At 62.5% G+C, this 18,711-nt stretch carries 19 protein-coding genes and 7 tRNA genes; 11 read left to right on the plus strand and 15 right to left on the minus strand.

The features are described from left to right. Positions 1 to 7: 7 nt before the first annotated feature. Positions 8 to 460 carry a DUF3099 domain-containing protein gene (locus HMPREF0291_RS07270; protein ID WP_005289855.1) on the minus strand — a complete coding sequence of 151 codons (453 nt, stop codon included), beginning with the start codon at positions 458 to 460 and terminating at the stop codon, positions 8 to 10. A gap of 50 nt (positions 461 to 510) precedes the next feature. Here HMPREF0291_RS07270 and HMPREF0291_RS07275 point away from each other — a divergent pair, with 50 nt between their 5' ends. The 3 genes from HMPREF0291_RS07275 to HMPREF0291_RS07285 all read left to right on the plus strand — a co-directional run bounded on the left by HMPREF0291_RS07275 (position 511) and on the right by HMPREF0291_RS07285 (position 3,139). Next, positions 511 to 771, plus strand: a complete 261-nt coding sequence (locus tag HMPREF0291_RS07275) for a DUF3039 domain-containing protein (protein ID WP_370687024.1) — start codon at positions 511 to 513, stop codon at positions 769 to 771. Then, positions 768 to 2,528 carry a DEAD/DEAH box helicase gene (locus HMPREF0291_RS07280; protein ID WP_005289859.1) on the plus strand — a complete coding sequence of 587 codons (1,761 nt, stop codon included), beginning with the start codon at positions 768 to 770 and terminating at the stop codon, positions 2,526 to 2,528. The genes HMPREF0291_RS07275 and HMPREF0291_RS07280 overlap by 4 nt, the downstream gene beginning before the upstream one ends. A 77-nt stretch (positions 2,529 to 2,605) precedes the next feature. Next, positions 2,606 to 3,139 carry a DUF4190 domain-containing protein gene (locus HMPREF0291_RS07285; RefSeq protein WP_005289860.1) on the plus strand — a complete coding sequence of 178 codons (534 nt, stop codon included), beginning with the start codon at positions 2,606 to 2,608 and terminating at the stop codon, positions 3,137 to 3,139. Between the two features lie 60 nt (positions 3,140 to 3,199). Here HMPREF0291_RS07285 and HMPREF0291_RS07290 read toward each other — a convergent pair whose 3' ends face one another. Together HMPREF0291_RS07290 and ppgK are read right to left on the minus strand one after the other, a co-directional pair. Then, a complete protein-coding gene (locus HMPREF0291_RS07290) occupies positions 3,200 to 4,792 on the minus strand; it encodes an RNA polymerase sigma factor (RefSeq protein ID WP_040423657.1) in 1,593 nt (530 codons plus the stop codon). Positions 4,793 to 5,045: 253 nt separating this feature from the next. Then, positions 5,046 to 5,810: a polyphosphate--glucose phosphotransferase gene (ppgK, locus tag HMPREF0291_RS07295; protein ID WP_040423659.1), complete on the minus strand. Its 765-nt coding sequence runs from the start codon at positions 5,808 to 5,810 to the stop codon at positions 5,046 to 5,048. A gap of 67 nt (positions 5,811 to 5,877) precedes the next feature. Here ppgK and HMPREF0291_RS07300 point away from each other — a divergent pair, with 67 nt between their 5' ends. Continuing rightward, positions 5,878 to 6,747, plus strand: a complete 870-nt coding sequence (locus tag HMPREF0291_RS07300; protein ID WP_005289866.1) for an inositol monophosphatase family protein — start codon at positions 5,878 to 5,880, stop codon at positions 6,745 to 6,747. Positions 6,748 to 6,884: 137 nt separating this feature from the next. After that, positions 6,885 to 7,178 (plus strand): DUF4193 domain-containing protein, encoded by a 294-nt coding sequence (locus tag HMPREF0291_RS07305; RefSeq protein WP_005289868.1) that lies wholly within the window; start codon positions 6,885 to 6,887, stop codon positions 7,176 to 7,178. An 18-nt stretch (positions 7,179 to 7,196) separates the two neighbouring features. Here the strand turns inward: HMPREF0291_RS07305 and HMPREF0291_RS07310 are convergent, their stop codons facing one another. Next, positions 7,197 to 7,760, minus strand: coding sequence for a DUF3093 domain-containing protein (locus HMPREF0291_RS07310; RefSeq protein WP_005289870.1), 564 nt, complete (start codon positions 7,758 to 7,760; stop codon positions 7,197 to 7,199). Positions 7,761 to 7,844: 84 nt separating this feature from the next. Between HMPREF0291_RS07310 and dut the strand changes: the two genes are divergently transcribed. The 4 genes from dut to dxs all read left to right on the plus strand — a co-directional run bounded on the left by dut (position 7,845) and on the right by dxs (position 12,540). Continuing rightward, positions 7,845 to 8,303, plus strand: a complete 459-nt coding sequence (gene dut / locus HMPREF0291_RS07315; RefSeq protein ID WP_005289872.1) for a dUTP diphosphatase — start codon at positions 7,845 to 7,847, stop codon at positions 8,301 to 8,303. A 40-nt stretch (positions 8,304 to 8,343) separates the two neighbouring features. After that, entirely contained in the window at positions 8,344 to 9,267 is a 924-nt protein-coding gene (locus HMPREF0291_RS11340) for a DUF3710 domain-containing protein (protein WP_005289874.1), read from the plus strand. Between the two features lies 1 nt (position 9,268). Continuing rightward, on the plus strand, positions 9,269 to 10,519 hold the full coding sequence (locus HMPREF0291_RS07325; RefSeq protein WP_005289876.1) for a class I SAM-dependent RNA methyltransferase: 1,251 nt from the start codon (positions 9,269 to 9,271) through the stop codon (positions 10,517 to 10,519). Positions 10,520 to 10,626: 107 nt separating this feature from the next. Next, complete coding sequence (dxs, locus tag HMPREF0291_RS07330; RefSeq protein ID WP_005289877.1) at positions 10,627 to 12,540, plus strand: 1-deoxy-D-xylulose-5-phosphate synthase; 1,914 nt, start codon at positions 10,627 to 10,629, stop codon at positions 12,538 to 12,540. Here dxs and HMPREF0291_RS07335 read toward each other — a convergent pair. Both HMPREF0291_RS07335 and HMPREF0291_RS07340 read right to left on the minus strand, forming a co-directional pair. After that, a complete protein-coding gene (locus tag HMPREF0291_RS07335; RefSeq protein ID WP_005289878.1) occupies positions 12,537 to 13,721 on the minus strand; it encodes an HRDC domain-containing protein in 1,185 nt (394 codons plus the stop codon). The two genes, dxs and HMPREF0291_RS07335, sit on opposite strands and share 4 nt — an antisense overlap. Before the next feature lie 18 nt (positions 13,722 to 13,739). Then, entirely contained in the window at positions 13,740 to 14,369 is a 630-nt protein-coding gene (locus HMPREF0291_RS07340; protein ID WP_005289880.1) for a DUF3000 domain-containing protein, read from the minus strand. Positions 14,370 to 14,476: 107 nt separating this feature from the next. Here HMPREF0291_RS07340 and hemQ point away from each other — a divergent pair, with 107 nt between their 5' ends. After that, positions 14,477 to 15,178 carry a hydrogen peroxide-dependent heme synthase gene (gene hemQ / locus HMPREF0291_RS07345; protein WP_040423663.1) on the plus strand — a complete coding sequence of 234 codons (702 nt, stop codon included), beginning with the start codon at positions 14,477 to 14,479 and terminating at the stop codon, positions 15,176 to 15,178. Here hemQ and msrB read toward each other — a convergent pair. The 9 genes from msrB to HMPREF0291_RS07390 all read right to left on the minus strand — a co-directional run bounded on the left by msrB (position 15,175) and on the right by HMPREF0291_RS07390 (position 18,336). Further along, positions 15,175 to 15,600: a peptide-methionine (R)-S-oxide reductase MsrB gene (gene msrB, locus HMPREF0291_RS07350; protein ID WP_005289884.1), complete on the minus strand. Its 426-nt coding sequence runs from the start codon at positions 15,598 to 15,600 to the stop codon at positions 15,175 to 15,177. The two genes, hemQ and msrB, sit on opposite strands and share 4 nt — an antisense overlap. Continuing rightward, positions 15,536 to 16,819: a glycosyltransferase family 87 protein gene (locus HMPREF0291_RS07355; protein ID WP_005289886.1), complete on the minus strand. Its 1,284-nt coding sequence runs from the start codon at positions 16,817 to 16,819 to the stop codon at positions 15,536 to 15,538. Before HMPREF0291_RS07355 ends, msrB begins: the two co-directional genes overlap by 65 nt. A 9-nt stretch (positions 16,820 to 16,828) precedes the next feature. Continuing rightward, on the minus strand, positions 16,829 to 17,458 hold the full coding sequence (locus HMPREF0291_RS07360; protein WP_040424407.1) for a dihydrofolate reductase family protein: 630 nt from the start codon (positions 17,456 to 17,458) through the stop codon (positions 16,829 to 16,831). 269 nt (positions 17,459 to 17,727) lie between these two features. Further along, positions 17,728 to 17,803 (minus strand) — tRNA-Gly (locus tag HMPREF0291_RS07365). A gap of 45 nt (positions 17,804 to 17,848) precedes the next feature. Then, positions 17,849 to 17,923: transfer RNA gene (locus HMPREF0291_RS07370), tRNA-Val, on the minus strand. A gap of 18 nt (positions 17,924 to 17,941) precedes the next feature. Then, positions 17,942 to 18,015 (minus strand) — tRNA-Cys (locus HMPREF0291_RS07375). A 50-nt stretch (positions 18,016 to 18,065) separates the two neighbouring features. Next, positions 18,066 to 18,141: transfer RNA gene (locus HMPREF0291_RS07380), tRNA-Gly, on the minus strand. A gap of 21 nt (positions 18,142 to 18,162) precedes the next feature. Further along, positions 18,163 to 18,234, minus strand: a tRNA-Val gene (locus HMPREF0291_RS07385). A 26-nt stretch (positions 18,235 to 18,260) separates the two neighbouring features. Beyond that, a tRNA-Gly gene (locus HMPREF0291_RS07390) sits at positions 18,261 to 18,336 on the minus strand. 248 nt (positions 18,337 to 18,584) lie between these two features. On the opposite strand from HMPREF0291_RS07390, the gene HMPREF0291_RS07395 reads away from it, so the two are divergent. Next, positions 18,585 to 18,656 (plus strand) — tRNA-Val (locus HMPREF0291_RS07395). The last annotated feature ends 55 nt before the right edge of the window (positions 18,657 to 18,711 follow it).

The raw sequence follows: 18,711 nt of genomic DNA on the forward strand, positions 1-18,711 counted from the left end.
TGCTCGTTTACTCTTCGTGGTCGATTGTGCCCGGCCCCGCCGCGTCTGGGCGAGGCGCAGACTGCAGCTGGGCTTGCTGCTGGTAGGCCAGCGCGGCCTGCCGGGCGGCGGCCGGCTTGTACACGTTGGCGGTGCGTTTGTCCCGGACCTCATTGCTGTCGTTGGCAATGACAACGGAGATCCACGGCAACGGGATGGAGATGCAGAAGAAGATCAACGCCAGCCACCAGTTCTCCCACCACAGCACAGCGGCAATAGATAACAGCACGAACGGGATGCGCATGCCCTGCAAAATCAAGTACTTGATCTCGCGCTCTTTGCGGTTCTGGGCGGGGGAGCGCTGGGCGGAGGTGATCAGTTCAGCCCGCTTGCGGGAGAACTTCCTGCTCGGCCGTGAATCGCGCGCATCTTCGGCCTGGTCCACGGTCTCGTGGTCACCGAAACTGCTCGCTGTGCTCATGATCTTCTAGGGTAGAGCACATTGCATTCCGGTAGGCACCTTGAGGCATGATGGGGAGCGTGACGCACATGAGCCAGACCACCACGAAGACGATCGAACGCCCCGACGTCCGGGAAGACACGTCGCAGGACAACGACACCCCGAAGTTCTTCCACTACGTCAAAAAAGACCAGATCGTGCACTCCGCTGTCAGCGGTGACATGGTGGTTGCCCTGTGCGGCGAGACGTTCCCTGTGCGCAAGCAAGCGAAGCCCGGCTCACCCGTGTGCCCGGATTGCGAGAGGATCTACAAGGGGCTGCGTCGGCGGTGACGTCAGTTCCAGGCACAACGAAAGGGCCTTCGCTCCGCCAATGGCAGCAGGAGGCCCTCGATCTTTTCCTCCAGCGCAAGCCGAAGGACTTCATGGCCGTGGCTACCCCCGGTGCAGGAAAGACCACCTTCGCGCTGACCCTAGCGTCAACGCTGCACGCAGATAAGACCGTCGAGCGCATCATTGTCGTCGTGCCCACGGAGCACCTGAAGATCCAGTGGGCGCAGGCGGCAGCGCGCTTCGGGCTGTCGCTGGATCACGCCTTCACCAACTCGTCTGCGGTCAATCCTGCCTATGACGGTGTGGTAGTCACCTACGCGCAAGTGGGCATGCACCCGTTCAAGCACCACGCTGTGGCATCAGCACGCAGAACCATGGTCATCCTTGACGAGATCCACCACGCCGGCGACGCGAAGAGCTGGGGTGACGGCGTCCGCGAGGCGTACAACGACGTCGAACACCGTCTCGCGCTGACCGGTACGCCGTTCCGCTCCGACGATTCCGCGATCCCCTTTGTCACCTACGACGATGACGGTGAGGGGCATCTGGTCTCCCGCGCGGATTACACCTACGGGTATGCCGAAGCGCTTCGCGACGGCGTTGTCCGCCCCGTGGTCTTCCTCGCGTATTCCGGTGAGGCCCAGTGGCGCGATTCAGCAGGGGAGGAGTACTCGGCACGCTTGGGCGAGCCCCTCGACGCCGCGCAGACAACCCGCGCCTGGAAGACCGCATTGGATCCGAAGGGCGACTGGATCGCGGCTGTTCTGCAAGCAGCCCACACCCGCCTGACCAAGATCCGCGCCAACATGCCGGATGCCGGCGGACTGGTCATCGCTACCGACACCACGACCGCACGTGCCTACGCCAAGATCCTGCGCACGATCTCAAACACGCCTGTCACCGTGGTGCTTTCTGACGAGCCCGGTTCCTCCAAGCGCATCGAAGAATTCTCCGCCTCCCAGGACGAATGGATGGTGGCGGTGCGCATGGTCTCTGAGGGCGTGGACGTGCCGCGTCTCGCGGTCGGCGTGTACGCCACCTCTGCCTCCACGCCACTGTTCTTTGCCCAGGCAATCGGCCGTTTCGTCCGCTCACGCATGCCAGGAGAGTCAGCATCGATCTTCTTGCCGTCTGTTCCTGTGCTGCTGCGTCTGGCCGAGGAGATGGAGGTCTCCCGTGACCATGTGCTCGGCAAAGCCCACCGTGAATCCGGCTGGTCCGATGAACTGCTCGAGCAGGCGAACCGGAAGGAAACCGAGCCTGATGAAGCAGCGGCGTATCAGTCCATCGGTGCGTCTGCAGAGCTCGATTCGCTCATTTTCGACGGATCGACCTACGGAACGCCGACCCTCACCGGCTCCGATGAGGAACAGGACTTTCTGGGCCTGCCGGGGCTCCTCGACGCCGATCAGGTGAAGCTGCTGCTGAGCAAGCGCCAGTCTGACCAGCTCGACGCGCGGGAAGCCGAGGCGAAGGCCGAAAAGGCTAAAGCCGAACAGGAAAAGGTGCGGAAGGAGAAGATGGGTGCGTCGATAAGCGATGCTCCCTCCGCAGGTGCCGGCACTGGCGTGGCTTCCGAAGACATCCCGGCACTGCGCCAGGAGCTCAACGCCCGCGTGGCAATTGTTGCGTCGCGCACGGGCCGGCCCCACGGGGCAATCCATACGGAGGTCCGCAATGCCTGCGGCGGCCCGCCGACGGCGCTGTGCTCTGCGGAGCAACTTCGGGCGCGTATCGACTATCTGCGTGACTGGTAAACGCTGCTAGGCTAGCGGGCATTATGGTGCATCCCAATCCTTACGGCCCGCAGTACCCCCGCAGCCCCAGGGACCCGATGAACGAACCATACGGCGGTTACAGCCACGAGCAACGGGGACAGCTAGACGGCTACGGTCAACCATTTGAAGCTGGTCCTGTCGACCAGTGGGGGCGCTACAACCCGCACGGGCCGAACGCGTACGCGACCGGGTTCGTGCCCCACGCCTACGCGCCGGTACCTGCAGAGAAGAACCAAACAGCCGTCGCCGCTTTGGTGGTCGGCCTTTGTTCGTTCGCGATGGTGTTCATCGCTGGGCCGTTCGCCCTGCTGCTCGGCATTTGCGGCATCATTTGCGGCATTATGGGGATCACCAACAGCCGTCGCTTCCCCGGCTCCAACGGTATGGGAATGGCTATCACCGGCCTGATAGCGAGCATCATCAGCACCCTCATGGCCATTGCTTTTCTCGCATTCATGGCACTTGCCATTTATGAGCTGGAGCAGGAGGTGGACTCTGGCACTGGCAGTAATAAAGGGCCGGAAAGCAGCAGCGAGAGTGTGCTCGAGCGCACAGCGGACCGCGACCGGGCGTATAAAGAAAACACCTAGCCAGACACTCCCGGTTGAGCCGGGCTGTCTGGCTAGGTGGTGGCGAGGGGGCTCGCTGCTTTAGTCCAAGTAGTCGCGCAGCACCTGCGAACGCGACGGGTGGCGCAGCTTCGACATCGTCTTCGATTCGATTTGCCGAATGCGCTCGCGCGTGACGCCGTAGACTTGTCCGATCTCGTCGAGGGTGCGCGGCATGCCGTCGGTCAATCCGAAGCGCAGGCGCACAACGCCCGCCTCACGCTCGGACAGCGTGTGCAGCACGTCCTGGAGCTGGTCCTGTAGAAGCGTGAAGGACACAGCGTCGACGGCCACCACAGCCTCAGAGTCTTCGATGAAGTCGCCGAGTTGGCTGTCGCCCTCATCACCGATGGTCTGGTCCAGGGAGATCGGCTCGCGCGCGTACTGCTGGATCTCAAGGACCTTCTCCTCAGTGATGTCCATTTCCTTCGCCAGCTCCTGCGGAGTCGGCTCGCGACCGAGGTCCTGCAGCAGCTCACGCTGGATGCGGCCGAGCTTGTTGATCACCTCGACCATGTGCACCGGGATACGGATGGTGCGGGCCTGGTCTGCCATCGCGCGGGTGATCGCCTGACGGATCCACCATGTGGCGTAAGTGGAGAACTTGTACCCCTTGGAGTAGTCGAACTTCTCCACGGCACGAATCAGGCCCAAGTTGCCTTCCTGAATCAAGTCCAAGAAAGCCATGCCACGGCCGGTGTAGCGCTTTGCCAGGGACACCACGAGACGCAGGTTCGCCTCAAGCAAGTGGTTCTTCGCCTTGCGGCCGTCGCGGGCGACGGCGCGCAGATCACGCTTCACAGCCGGGGTGAGTTTCGCGTCCTTGTCGCCTTCGTCGGCGGCACGCTGCATCTCATCCAGGCGGTGCTGGGCGTAGAGACCGGCCTCGATGCGCTTGGCCAGAGAGACTTCCTGCTCAGCGTCAAGCAGCGCGACTTTACCGATCTGCTTGAGGTAAGCACGCACCGAGTCCGCAGAGGCGGTGAGCTGAGCGTCTTTGCGTGCTTGGCGCAGAGCAGCAGACTCTTCGATGTCCCACACTGACGGGGGAGCAGCATCATCTTCGTCGTCATCGTCGCTTGCCGGAGCCGAGGCTGCGGCCTCACCCTCTTCACCGAGTTCCGGCACGAACTCGTCAGAGTCCTCCTCGCCATCCTCCTCGTCGGTGGCAGTGGCAGCATCGACGACAGCTTCGCTGTCGAGCTCCTCGTCTTCTTCGAGCTCCGGATCGAAGTCGTCGCCGTCCATGTCCTCGTCGGCCAGATCCTCATCCAGGTCGCCGTCGAGCATGTCGTCGTCGCCGAGACCGTCCACGTCGTCGACATCGTCTACGTCATCGGTGTCGTCGGCGTCAGCGGACTCGTCCTCGTTCTCAGCTGCGTCGGCCGCAGTGGCTGCCTGTGCGGACTTGCGCACGGTCTTCTTCGCGGCCGTCTTCTTCACCGTCTTCTTGGCGGCTTTCTTCGTGGTCTTCTTCGCAGCCTTCTTGGTGGTCTTCTTAGCCGCAGTCTTCTTGGCGGCCTTCTTAGCCGTCTTCTTCACGGCCTTTTTCCGCGCAGGCTGAGACGCCTGACCCGCGTCTTCCTCGACAGCGGCATCAGGGCTGTTATTGGTGGATGGGGTGCTAGCTGCCACGTACGACCTTTCGTGCACTCATCGCTTGACTACGTTGGTGTCCCACCACGATACGCAAACCTGCATAATCAAGTCGGTAGCGGGGTGAGCCGGTTGATTTCCGATGACGTTAACCGCGGAAAGCGGAAGGCTATTCCTCCCACCATGACGTAGACCGCTCCTACGCGGCCTTTGCGGTAACCCTACAGCATAGGCACGGCTCCCCGGTTCCCGCCACCCCCTCCAGCGAATTATTTTCGCGAATGCGGGGGTTTTAGGGCGCGACGTGCTTCCACACAGCCATCGCGGCACCGACGATTCCCGCGCGATTGCGCAGTTTGGCCGGGATAACGGGCGTGTCCACGGTAAGCAGCGGCACCCACTTATCTGCCTTGCGCGAGATGCCGCCACCGACGACGAAGGCAATGGGATTGAACAGCCGCGCGTACTCAGTCAGGACTTTGTCGACGCGCTTCGCCCACTGTGAGTAACTCAGTTCTTCGCGGTCGCGGACAGCCGAAGACGCCTGGTGCTCTGCCTCCTTCTTGCCCACAAACATGTGGCCAAGTTCCGTATTGGGGAACAGATCGCCGTCCATGAGCAGCGCCGAGCCGATTCCGGTGCCGAAGGTCAAGAACATCACAGCCCCGGTGCGACAGATCTCGTCACCGAACGCGACTTCGGCCAGGCCGGCTGCGTCAGCGTCATTCAGCACCGCGATGTCGCGGCCAGGCACATGCTCGCTGAACAGCTCATGAACGTCGGTGCCGATCCACGCGTCATCGATGTTCGCGGCGGTCATTGCTACCTGCTCCTTGACCACGGAGGGTAGGCAGATGCCCACGGGTCCGTCCCATTCGAGCTGGCGGACAATCTCAGCAACGGTTTCTGCCACAGCCTCTGGGGTCGCGGGTTGGGGAGTGGCGATCTTGATGCGGTCGGTGGCGAACTCGCCGGTGTCCATGTCGACGATCGCGCCTTTAACGCCAGAGCCTCCGATGTCGATGCCGCAGCAGTAGTTGCCCGAGGTGTGATCCATACCCGCCGATTCTACGCACTTCCGCACCCCGCGCGGACGCTGGCTACTTTGAGGCACGATGGCAAGCATGAGTACCGCAGATTTGCTTGTCGACGAGCTTCTCGACGTCGCCCTTTCCACCTGCTTGCTGGCCGCAGGTCACGTCCGCGATAGGCGGGCCGAACTGATCGGTGAAGGCGCATTGACCGCGGCGGAGACAAAATCCTCGGCAGTGGACCCGGTCACTGTCGTAGATAAAGAGTCGGAGCAGTTGATCATGTCCACTCTTCTCGAGCGTCGACCAGACGACGGCATTCTGGGGGAAGAAGGCGCCGACGTTCCGTCTCGTTCCGGAGTGCGGTGGATCGTCGACCCGATTGATGGCACGGTGAACTTTCTCTATGGGGTCCCGCAGTATGCGGTGTCGATCGCAGCCGCGCGCGGGGAGGAACTGCTTGCTGGAGCGGTAGTCAATGTTGCTACTGGCCGCGCCTATCAGGCAGGTAGAGGTCGCGGGGCCTTCACGCGTGGGGGAGGGGAAGAGGAATGGCGGCGGTTGGGTGTGTCGTCGATAAGCGATGTGCCTCTCGCGCTTGTGGCCACCGGTTTCTCCTACACGCCACAGTGGCGCGCCCAGCAAGCGGACATTCTGCGCGCGGTATTGCCGCGTGTGCGCGACATCCGCCGCGCCGGCAGTGCTGCTTTAGACTTGTGCATGCTTGCAGACGGCGTAGTGGATGCCTACTACGAGCACGCCACCCACCCGTGGGACTACGCCGCCGGAGCCGTGATTGCCACCGAGGCTGGCGCACAGGTTGAGCATCCTGGCCTGGGTGCCAGCGGCCATGACGGGGCGGTGACAATGGCATCCGCTCCGGGGATTTGGAATAACTTCCGCGCCCTCCTTGCGGAAGCGGGGGCAGATCAGCCCCTGAAACCATTCTCTGACCAGGTCTGATTTAGAAAGGGGAAGTCGAGGTGCGACACGCCGAAACGTCTGTGCGCGGGGCAAACATGACATAAAGAAATTCTTGTTTTAATATCACGCTGACAGTAAGCATTTTGAAAGCATTCTCAGGCTCAGAAGGAGACCTCGTGGCCACCGATTACGACGCCCCTCGCCGCCGCCTCGATGATGAGATCGAGACGGATTCCCTTGAAGGTCTCAAGGCCGAAGAGGTCGCCGGCAGCAGCATGGACGACGATGGGGAAGTTGTTGACGCATTCGATCCGCCGACCGTCGACCTGTCCGGCGAAGAACTCAATGTCTCTGTCGTGCCGAAACAGGAGAACGAGTTCACCTGCGCATCCTGCTTCTTAGTGCAGAAGCACAACCGCCTGGGCCACGTTGAGCCAGACGGTTCGAAGATTTGCCTCGACTGCGAGTAACCGACGTCCCGCGTTGGCCTACTGGCCAGTGCGGTGGAGGGGCTCGGCGGCCGTGTCAGCCTGCTCCGGAACGTAGGCCCGAAGCAGTTCCTCCGGATTCTTAGAGGACACGAGCCAGTAAGGGGTGGGGTCCTCCGGGTCGTCGAGAACGAACAAGGCCATTTCTTTCACCCATGCGCGGTGGACGAGATACGCCGCGGGATCGAGCTGCCGGCCAAGCGCGTTCTGCTTCGCCGAACGGGGGACAGCCAGAGAGCGCGACACCACTGACGACGGCAAGTTCGCGTCACCCACGACGAGCCAGCGCGTTCCGTCACCGTCGCGCTCCACGCGCACCACAGTCGACGACAAGTGAATAAGGAACCATGCGGTCAGGGCGCCGATGACAATGAACGTCGCGACGAACCACCACATCCCGCGGTTGACACCCATTTGAGCACCCAACAGCGCCGCGAATGCAGTCCCCGCGATCCACCACCACAACGGCACCCACTGGCGTTCGGAGTACAGCACTTCTGGCGCCGCGGAAGGGGTAGTAGGCGGTGTTGACGGGGTGTTCGCGCTTTCAGTCACACCGTCCATGGTAGGCAAGTGCCCCATGATTCCTTAAATGGTTTGGCGAATGGCGGAGATACGTGCCCCGTCAACCTCACGTAGTGTGGGGACGTGACCAAAGAGACGAAATCGATCGGACCGATCCCCCTCAAGCGGCTCGATCCGGACCTACCCATTCCGCAACGCGCCCACCGCGGCGATGCCGGTGTGGACCTGTATTCCGCCCACGATGTCGCGATCGGCCCCGGTGAGCGCGCGTTGGTGAGTACCGGTGTCGCTATCGCGTTGCCGCTTGGCACTGTGGGTCTGATCCACCCGCGTTCGGGCCTGGCGGCCAAGCACGGCCTGACCATCGTGAACACTCCCGGCACGATCGATGCGGATTACCGGGGGGAACTCAAGGTGTGCCTGCTCAACACGGACAAAGACACTCCCTTTGAGGTCACCCGCGGGATGCGCATCGCCCAACTGGTGGTGCAACGAGTGGAACTGCCGGACTTCATCGAAGTCGACGACCTCGATGAGACTGTCCGCGGTTCGGGCGGATACGGCTCCACCGGCGTGAATTAGCAGCAACTTAGCACTTAAGGAACGAGCGAAAGAGACAATCATGGCACTGTGGCCCTTCGGCAAGAAAAAGAACAGCGACTCCGCTGAATATGGCAATTACCGCAGGCGGGAATGGGAAGACCCGTTTGTTTCTCGTCCCGCGGAGGCCCCCGCCACCCCCACGCGGCCCCGTGCATCTAGCGGGGACTTTCACGACGTGCAATACATGAACCCGGTGAAAGACAAGGGCAGCACAATCGTCCAGACCACGCCTGATCCCGAGCAGGTCAAAGAGGCCGAAGAGGCTGCCGTTGTCCAGCGTGAGCACGACGCCGTGAACGGGAAGACCGGCCCCTTTGATGGTGACAACGTTGACATCAACGACTTCGACTTCAGCGACTTCTCCGCAGGGTTGCTCAACCTCGGCTCGATCCAGTTAGCGCTTCCGAAGAACTCCCAGGTCCAGGTGGAGATGGGTGAGCAGGGCCCGCGCATGCTCCACGTCATCACCGAATTCGGCCGTGTCACCCCGGTGGCGTTCGCCGCACCGAACTCCGGCGGCATGTGGGAAGAGTCCTCCGATGAGATCGCAGAGGGCATGCGCGCTGAAGGCATGCCGGTCGAATATGAAGAGGGCCCATGGGGCCGCGAAGTGGTCGGCACTGGCGACAACGGCATCATCCGCATCATCGGTGTGCAAGGCCCGCGCTGGCTGTACCGCGTCACCCTCGCAGCGCCGCACGGTAAGGAAGACCGGTTGGCGGATCTCGGCCGCGAAATCATCGCTCGCTCCTTCATCTATCGCGGCAACACGCCCGTGCTGGCAGGCAACTCCCTGCCGGTCGAGTTGCCCGCACAGCTCGCTCTGCAAATCCAGCAAGCTATGCAGCAGCAACAGCTGCGGCAGCAGAACCAGCAGAACCAACAGAACCAACAGGGGCAGGGAGAGCAGACCGGCCAGCCTGACCAGCCCGAACAGCAGTAATATGGAGCTTACTTCTGGCGATCGCGTCAGGCTTGAACCCACCGCGATGGCGCACGGGGGCGAGGCAATTGCGCACGCCTCGGACGGTCGCGTGGTGTTCGTGGCAGGAGCACTTCCCGGTGATGTGGTGGAAGCCGAGCTGACCACTGTGAAGAAGCGGTGGGCTCGTGCCGCGCTCACCCAGGTAGTGGAACCGTCGCCTGACCGGACTGAGGTCGCCTGCCCAGCAGCGGCAGCTGGCGCAGGGTGCTGCGACTACTCCCACATCGATCCCGCCGCGCAAACGCGGTTCAAGCGCGAGATCTTGGTCGGGCAGTTGGAAAAGCACGCCCGGCCCAGTGGTGTACTCGAGGGCTTTGACGCAGCGATCGACCTCGAAGAAGAATCGCTCGAACCGACCCTTGGGTGGCGCACCCGTGTCCGTCTTGGTGTCGATGAACAGGGGCGTGCTGGAATGCGCCGCGCACGCAGCCGCGAGATCGTTGCGGGGCAGCCGTGCTCCCAGGTGGTCCCGGAGGCCCTCGATGGAATCGTCGGCGGTGATGCCAGATTCACCCCCGGTGCTGAGCTCGTGGTGGTCGTTGACGGGGCAGGGCAGCGTCACGTCGTCGAAACGCGGCGGGCGCAACGCGGTAAACGTGTGGAGCACATTGATACGCGCATCGAGGGTGGCGATGCCGCGACCGAGATCGTTCCGGTCGCCGGGGAGGAATTCCATTTCAGCTTTCCCCCGACAGCGTTTTGGCAGGCACATCTCGCTGCTCCTGCGGCCTATTCGGCCTATATCCTTGATTGGGCTGCGGACGACTACGGTGAGCGCACAGGGTGGGATTTGTATGGCGGGGTGGGGTTGTTTGTGCCGTCGATAAGCGCTGCCATGGAGGGGGACCAGGCACCGCGCATCGTCAGCGTCGACTACTCTCCCGCCGCGACGCGCACGCCGCAGCCCGCACTGAGCGCGTTCAACGTGGACATGCGCAACCAGAAAGTGGAAGCGGCGCTGGATGAGCTGCCGGACCCAGGGCTCGTGGTGCTCGATCCTCCGCGCACAGGGGCCGGGGAAAACGTCGTCGCCGGCATCGCTGCGCGCCGCCCGCAGCGCGTCATCCACGTCGGGTGCGATCCGGCGACATTCACGCGCGATCTGGCCACATGGGGCGCGGCAGGATACGTCGTCGAACGCATGGCGCTTATCGACGCTTTTCCCGCCACCCACCACTTCGAAGTCCTCACCAGCCTCGTTCCGGCCTGAAAAGCCGATGCCGGGTTAGAGCGGGGAAAGTGTAGAATTGTCCTTCAACCATTCGAGACGCTTTCTCCAACCGTCCGACAACCTCGACCAAGGAGCTACGACGAGCAGTGAGCAGGCTTGAGCACCTCACATCCCCGGCCGAACTGAAGGGCATGTCGGCGGACGAGCTCGAACGTCTCGCGCGGGAAATCCGCGAGTTTCTCATCCAGAAGGTCTCCGCCACCGGCGGCCACCTCGGACCGAACTTGGGGGTCGTCGAGCTGACGGTCGCCCTGCACGCCGTCTTTGACTCGCCGAGCGACCCTATCATCTTCGACACGTCCCACCAGTCCTACGTGCACAAGATCCTCACGGGGCGTTCCGGGCAGTTCGACACACTGCGCAAAAAGGATGGATTGTCCGGGTACACCAGCCGCAGCGAGTCCGATCATGACTGGACCGAGTCCTCCCACGCTTCCGCGGCGTTGTCCTACGCGGACGGGTTGTCAAAGGCGAAGGTGCTTCAGGGCCACGCCGACAGCAATGTTGTCGCAGTGGTGGGTGATGGTGCTCTGACCGGCGGAATGTGCTGGGAAGCGCTGAATAACATCGCTGAAGGGGAGCGCAACGTCACCATCGTGGTGAACGACAACGGCCGGTCCTACTCACCGACCATCGGCGGGTTCGCCCGCAACCTGGACAATCTCCGTTCCCAGATCGCCTCCATCCGGATTCAGCCTGGTTACGACGAAGTGATGGAGCAGGGAAAGCGCACCTTGAAGTCCATGGGCTGGGTCGGCGAGCGCGCATTCGGCGCTATGAAGATGGTGAAGGATGGCATCAAGCACCAGGTGGTGCCGACGCAGATGTTCCAAGATTTGGGTCTGAAATACGTCGGCCCGATCGAAGGACACGACATTCCGTCGCTGCTGAGCGCATTTACCTATGCGCACCAGTACGACGGACCGCTGATCATTCACGTTGCAACTGAGAAGGGCCACGGTTTCGCCCCGGCGGTCAACGATATTGCCGACCAGATGCACTCCACCGGTGTCATTGACCCCGTCACTGGCGAGGCGCTGGGGGAAGCGCGTCCGGGGTGGACATCGGTGTTCTCCGAGGAGCTGCTCCGCGCCGGGCACGAGCGCGAAGACATCGTGGCACTCACCGCAGCGATGGCGGGCCCAACGGGGTTGACACCGTTCGCGGAGAAGTTCCCCTCGCGGTTCTTCGATGTGGGCATCGCTGAGCAACACGCTGTGACGTCGGCGGCGGGCATGGCTCTCGGCGGGTTGCACCCGGTGGTGGCGGTCTACTCGACGTTCCTCAACCGCGCTTTTGACCAGTTGCTCATGGACGTAGCCCTGATCAATCAGCCGGTGACGTTCGTGCTCGACCGAGCAGGCGTGACCGGCAGCGACGGCGCGAGCCACAACGGTGTCTGGGACATGGCCTTGACCTCCATTGTTCCGGGTATTCGTGTCGCCGCCCCGCGCGATGCTGACCGTTTGCGCGAAGAGTTCCAAGAAGCCATCGCTGTGGAGACCGGCCCGACCGTCGTCCGCTTCCCGAAGGGCGACGTGGGGGACCCGGTCACGGAACTTCGCCGCACGGACGGTGGGAGCGACATTCTCGTCGAGCCCGCTGGAGACGCCGACGAGGACATCCCCGAGGTGCTTCTCGTCGCAATCGGTGAGTTCAGCAAGAACGCAGTTCAGGTTGCACGCGAGCTGAATGACGACGGTGCCCGCATCACCGTCGTTGACCCCCGGTGGATCATTCCGATCAACCCTGAGCTGATCGACATGGCAGCCGAAGCGGACCTGGTGGTCGTGTACGAAGACGGTGTTGTTCGCGGAGGCATCGGCTCGGCACTGTCTGAGGCGCTGTCCGCTGCCGAAGTGGACACCCCGCTGCGACGCCTGGCCTTCCCGGATATCTTCCCGCCGCACGCGTCGCGCTCCGAGTTGCTTGCCGAGGTTGGACTCGACGCCGATTCCGCCCGCGAATCCATCCGCGAGTGGATTGAAGGGCTGGCCTAAACTTCTTCGCCTGGCCTGTTCGCGGCGAACAGATCCGCTGTGTTTGCGACCTGCCATGGACGTGCCCCCTGCTCGGCCAGAAGGCCGGCGACAGCGTGTGTGTCCCATGAGACCGTGCCCTGGGAAAGTGCCCAGGCGGTTTCCCGGAGAACTGCCGGGGTTAGCAGCACTTCGGCAGGCAGGTCCATGTCATCAGCGGCCTCTGCGATGGCGGAACGCATCGTTTGCAGGTAGTCCCACGACTCCGGGTGGTGGCGCTGCCAGGCAGACTTCCCGGGTGTGCCCTCATTGTTGCGCGGTTTGTCCGGCCACGTGGCGGGATCAGATTGATATACCCCGCGCAGGACCCGGAACCACTTGTGGCTCGCGCCTGTGCGGCGGGCAGGGAAGCCCTTCATGGCCGCGAGATCGGCGGGGGAGCGCGGTTGTTCTTTCGCTATCGCGATGATCAGTTTGGACGGCAGGATGTGGGAGGGGGAGATGTCGCGTCGTAAAGCATCGGCGTTGCGCTGCTCCCACACTGCACGAGCGATGGCACGGGAGAGGGCAGAGGGAAGGTTGTTCACGCCTTTGAGCCCTTCCCATGTCAGCGTGGGGGCAGTCCACTCCGCGAACGTGTCCACGATGTGCGCGAATTCTTGCTCCGCATAGTCCAGCTTGCCCAGCCCACCCAGCAACTCCGCCTGAGCCTCTGCCAGATCGGGCAGGTAAATCACGTCGAGGGCGGCGTAGTCCAGCCACTCCCGCGGAAGGGTTGGAAGCGACCAGTCTTCGCGGCCATGGCCCTTCTCCAGCTCGACTCCGCAGAACTCGGCGACCATGGCGGCGAGGTTCGGTTTCTCGAAGCCGGCAATGCGGCCAGCGAGAGCAGTGTCGAAGAGTGTTCCGGGATGCAGACCGAGCTCAGCGAGACTCGGCAGGTCCTCAGGGGCGGCGTGAATGATCCAGTCTTCGCCGTTCACAGCAGGCGCGAGGGCGGACGTCAGTTCTTCGCGTAGGCCCTCTGGTTGGAAGAGGAACGTTCCTGCGCCGCGGCGGTGAATCTGGATGAGAAAGGCGCGGTCGTCGTAGCGGTACGCAGACGCTCGCTCCGTATCCACGGCGAAAGGTCCGTGCCCTGCGGCGAGTTGTTTCGCAGCGCGCGCGAACCCGTCGGGGGTGTGAACGAGTTCGTAGTGCATCCCCCACAGCTTAGACGGTCACCTTCGGTCGAGCCCCGCCACGCCCTCCGGCGGGAGACCGGCGACATGGGCGAGCACCTTAGAGAAAGCCTCAACATGGTGGGAGAGATCGGTGGTGTCAGCCGTCCACGAGGCGCGCATCTCGATCTGGTAGGCGCGCGGAGGGCCCCCGATGTCGCCGAAGCGCACCGATGACGTGGACGTCACCGTGCCGCCCAGATCCGTATACCCGGCGTGTGTCTCAGCCAGGGATTCACCGAGCCACTGCCATGCGATGTCGGGAAGCAGCGGATCGGACGCAACGGCATCGTCCATATCCGCCTGGATGTAGGCGACAAGGCGCATGGAGCCTTCCCATTGCTCCTCCCCGGACGGCGAGTACAGCAGGATGAGACGGCCGAAGGCATCACCTTGGGCGTCGGTCGGGATCGGACCGTCATCGTCGTTGCCCCGAACTTCCAGGCCCACTGCGTGGCTGAACGGGGCCGGGCGCTGCGGGGGACGGATGGTGCCCAGGCTGATCTCGGGGCGCAGCTGGGCGCGGTGCATCGATTCGACAGCTTCCGTGAATTCCGCTGGGATCTGGGTGGTTTCGGCGCTCTCGGATGATGTTGCGGCGGAGAGCTTAGGGTGGTCCGAATGTGTCACGGGTTCCAAGCTATCCAGCCTGTCGCTGATTACGTGGAGGCGCGCCGCTGCGAGGGGGTAGGGTGAAAGATAATACTTTGGTTTGATTGTTTCAGGAGGTCTTCGCTATGGCGGAACTAGATATTGAAAAGCTCAACAACACCCAGCGATACGCTCAGTGGGCGACCTTCCGGGTGATTCCGGGCGCACTCGGTGCCGACCGCAGCGAGATCATCGCAGAAGCGCAGCGTTTCTTCTCTGGCCTTGAGGACGAAGGCAAAGTTGTCGTCCGCGGGATCTACGACATTTCCGGCATCCGGGCTGAGGCTGATGTGATGATCTGGTGGCACGCCGAGAACTTCGATGAGATCCAGGAGGCCTACAACGCGTTCCGCCGCACCACGGTGCTGGGCCAGGCGCTCGAGGTGTTCTGGATCGGTGTCGGTCTGCACCGCCCGGCGGAGTTCAACCGCGGCCACCTGCCGGCATTTATCATGGGCGAGGAGCCGCAGGACTGGATCACTGTTTACCCGTTCACCCGCTCCTACGACTGGTACATCATGGATCCGGCTAAACGCCGCGATCTGCTCATCGAGCACGGCCAGGCCGCCGCGGACTACAAAGATGTGCGCGCCAACACGATGTCGGCGTTCTCACTCGGCGACTATGAGTGGATGCTGGCGTTTGAGGCGCCCTCGCTGGAACGCATCTCCGACTTGATGCACAAGATGCGCTACACCGAAGCGCGCCTGCACGTGCGTGAAGAGCTGCCGTTCTTCTCCGGCCGCCGCGTCAACGACGTCGCGGAGATCATTGAAGCGCTGCCTTAACGCTTGTCCGCGGCGCCTTCCTCCAGCGTCAGCGAAATCGAGTTGATGCAGTACCGCAGATCGGTGGGGGTGGGGTAGCCCTCACCGGCGAAGACATGGCCCAGGTGCGAGTTGCAGGTGGCGCAGAGCACCTCTGTGCGCACCATGCCATGCGAGCGGTCTTCGCGCTCAATCACTGCGTCGCCGGCCAGTGGGGTGAAGAAAGACGGCCAGCCGCAGTGGGAGGAGAACTTCTCGGTGGAGCGGAACAGCTCCGCTCCACAGGCGCGGCAACGGTACACACCCTCAGTGGTGGTGTCGGTGTACTCACCGACCCCGGGAGGTTCAGTTCCGGCCTCGCGCAGAACGTAGTACTCCTCAGGGCTGAGCTTCTCGCGCCACTGCTCCTCGGTCCAGTCGCGGTAGTTCGTCGGCTTGTCCATGGTCATGTTTCGGCTCCCTCCGAATCAGTGCTTCTGACACTACCCAGGCCGCGACGGCGACGATGAAGATCATCCATCCTGCGGTGGGCAAGAACGTGTTCGCCCAACGGCCTGCCAAGTAGGTGCCATCGGTCACCCACGTCAGCGGTGAGAGGCACAGGAATATTCCCACCCATGCCGCGGGAGTGTGGAAGACGCTGTGGCGGCCCAGAACAGTGAATACAGCGGGGAAGACCATCATGGAGTAGTACGCCTGGCCCAGCGATGACAGCAAGCACACCCCCGTAATCAGTACGGTGGCGGAAGTGGCCGCCCACATGAACTCGTCGGAGTAGCGGTAGCGGGCAAGTCCCAGCACGGCCACCGCGACGGCGGCGGCGATGATCCCGAACAGCAGCCCGTGCAGCCACCCCGGCATATCGAAGTACACGGCGGCACCGGCCAGCGAAGAGTTCGCGTAATCGCGCGTGATGCCCAGGTAGGGAACGACGATGTCGACGTAATCGCGTGCTCCTGGCGTCAGCGGCCACGCCACAAGGTTGAACAGCACCGGCATTGCCACGGCGGACACGACCGCACGCCATTCCAGCCGCATCAACGGCAACACAATCAAGGGGGCGAACATCGGCTTGACCAGAATGCACAGGCCCAACACAGCCCCCGCAGCCCATGAGCTTCCCCTGCTCCCGTGCAGCAACAGCGCCAAGAAGGCGGTCAAACCGAGCAAGAGAACGCCGTTGATGTTGGTGAACATCAGAGTGTTGGTGACGGCTTCCGTCCCAAAGCATGCGGCGATGGCGCCAGGGAACACAGGGTGGGCCAGACCGCGGCCAACCAGACGGGTCAGCCATGCCAGTGCCCCAATGATGCACGCGGCGTTGAACAGGATGAACAGTGGCCGCACAACAGACATGTCCGGGAACACACCCAGCGGCGACAACAACAGCGTCGCGCCAGGGTTGTAGAGGTAGTGCGGGTCCACGTGGTGGTAGGTCTCGCTGTAGACCGGCACGCGCTCAACGAAGCGGCGTGCAGCGGACCAGACCGTGGTGAAATCATCCGTCGCGGTGCCCGGCAGCGCCAGCACGATAATGCGATGAATGACCAGAAGGATTGCCAGCGGCCACAGAGCCCCGTTTGCCACCTGCTGCCAGCGCGGAGCCCGATCAGGGGGCTGGGCGGTCCACAGCTGGGTCAACTGGCTCAGGCGGGTAGTCACCCCCTCAACCTACACGCGGCGATAGCGCGCGAAGAGGAACGACCCGTCCGTTTGCACCTGCTCCAACTCGAGATTCACGGTGAAATCGCCCTGCAAACCGGCGGGTTCGCCGTTGGTGCGGGGGTCGATGGTGAGATGGAGGACGTCGATAAGCGAATGCGCGAACATGTCCGCATACAGCGAGGGGCCGCCTTCACAAATGATTCGCCCGTACCCCAGCTCCCGCAGCTTTTCGACGATCTCACCCGCACCCCCTTCCCCCGTGGACACCAAAGAGCAACCCGCGCGGGTCAGAGCCTGGCGGCGGTCGGCGAGCGCGGTGTCTGTCAGCGACGCCTCTGGCGTGAGAATGAGCGGGGGAGCCCCGCCGAACAGTATCGCGGAGGTGTCGAAGTTGAGTGAGCGCGACACCACCGCTATCGGAGTGTCCGCCGGGCCGTAATCCTCCGCTTTGACCGTGCCGGAGCCGACCAGGATGACATCCGCCCACTCACGTAGGGCGGCCAGGACCTGTGAGTCCGTGTCATTGCCCAGCTCCTCGGAGGTTCCACCAGCCGTGAACGAGCCGAAAACCGTGGTGACCGCGACAGCGCGGATTTCTTCGCGGGCGCTTGTCGGGCCGATGATCATGTCGAGCATGAGGCCGATCGTAGTGGGGTGGGCGCTGGGGGGCAGCTGATCGTCTATGCCGATGTCTTGGCGCGCTTTTGTTGTTACATCCATAAATAATGGCTTATTTTCGTGCCGTTTGAAACCGGTCGGTGAACGCCCAGGTCAGATGTTTCGAAAGTGACTCCAGTTAGTTGACGTGTGGACGGCACGAAAACGCGCCCGGTTTCCCGCGTGCAAGCTCTTGCCGCGGCGCCTCCAGACGCGACGAACCCCGGCGACTATTGCCGCCGGGGTAGTGGAGCGGATGACGAGACTCGAACTCGCGGCCCTCACCTTGGCAAGGTGATGCGCTACCAACTGCGCTACATCCGCGTTGTGCAAACTACAGTTTGCACAACGGAGCCCTTAACGGACTCCTGGTGCGCGATACTGGGATTGAACCAGTGACCTCTTCCGTGTCAGGGAAGCGCTCTCCCGCTGAGCTAAACGCGCGCAATATTCAAATGAATATGGAGGTGGAAACGGGAATCGAACCCGTGTACAAGGTTTTGCAGACCTTTGCCTCACCACTCGGCCATTCCACCGTGGGCGATTTCCGCCTCTTTCACAGTACCAATTGCTGCCAATTGGGACTTGGAGCGGATGACGAGACTCGAACTCGCGACCCTCACCTTGGCAAGGTGATGCGCTACCAACTGCGCTACATCCGCAAAAGGGTCAGAGACCCTTCGTGCGCGATACTGGGATTGAACCAGTGACCTCTTCCGTGTCAGGGAAGCGCTCTCCCGCTGAGCTAATCGCGCTAACGATAAGCCCCCGTGAGGGGACTTGGAGCGGATGACGAGACTCGAACTCGCGACCCTCACCTTGGCAAGGTGATGCGCTACCAACTGCGCTACATCCGCACTCACTGCGCCCAGATGAACTGTGTTGAACTCTGTTCATCTGAACTAGTGCGACTCAAAACTTTAATGTGTCGTCGTGGCCTAAGCCAAATCGCCACCATGTTACTTACATTTGCGGTGGTCACTGTCGCGCGCATGCTTATCGACGGCTCCACCCCACCCTTGAAGGTCCCGCGATTATGGTCTTTTGGCAACCTGGTGTTAATGTATCTCTCGCGCTAAGTACAGCATCGCTTGATCGCTTGCGAGGTCCTATGGCTCAGTGGAAGAGCGTTCCGTTCACACCGGAAAGGTCGCTGGTTCGATCCCAGCTAGGACCACAGTGTCATCAGTCGCGACATTGTTGACAGATGAGTCGCGACATGGTGGACAAAC

Source organism: Corynebacterium genitalium ATCC 33030 (genome assembly GCF_000143825.1).
In the GTDB taxonomy this organism is placed as follows: Bacteria; Actinomycetota; Actinomycetes; order Mycobacteriales; family Mycobacteriaceae; genus Corynebacterium; species Corynebacterium genitalium.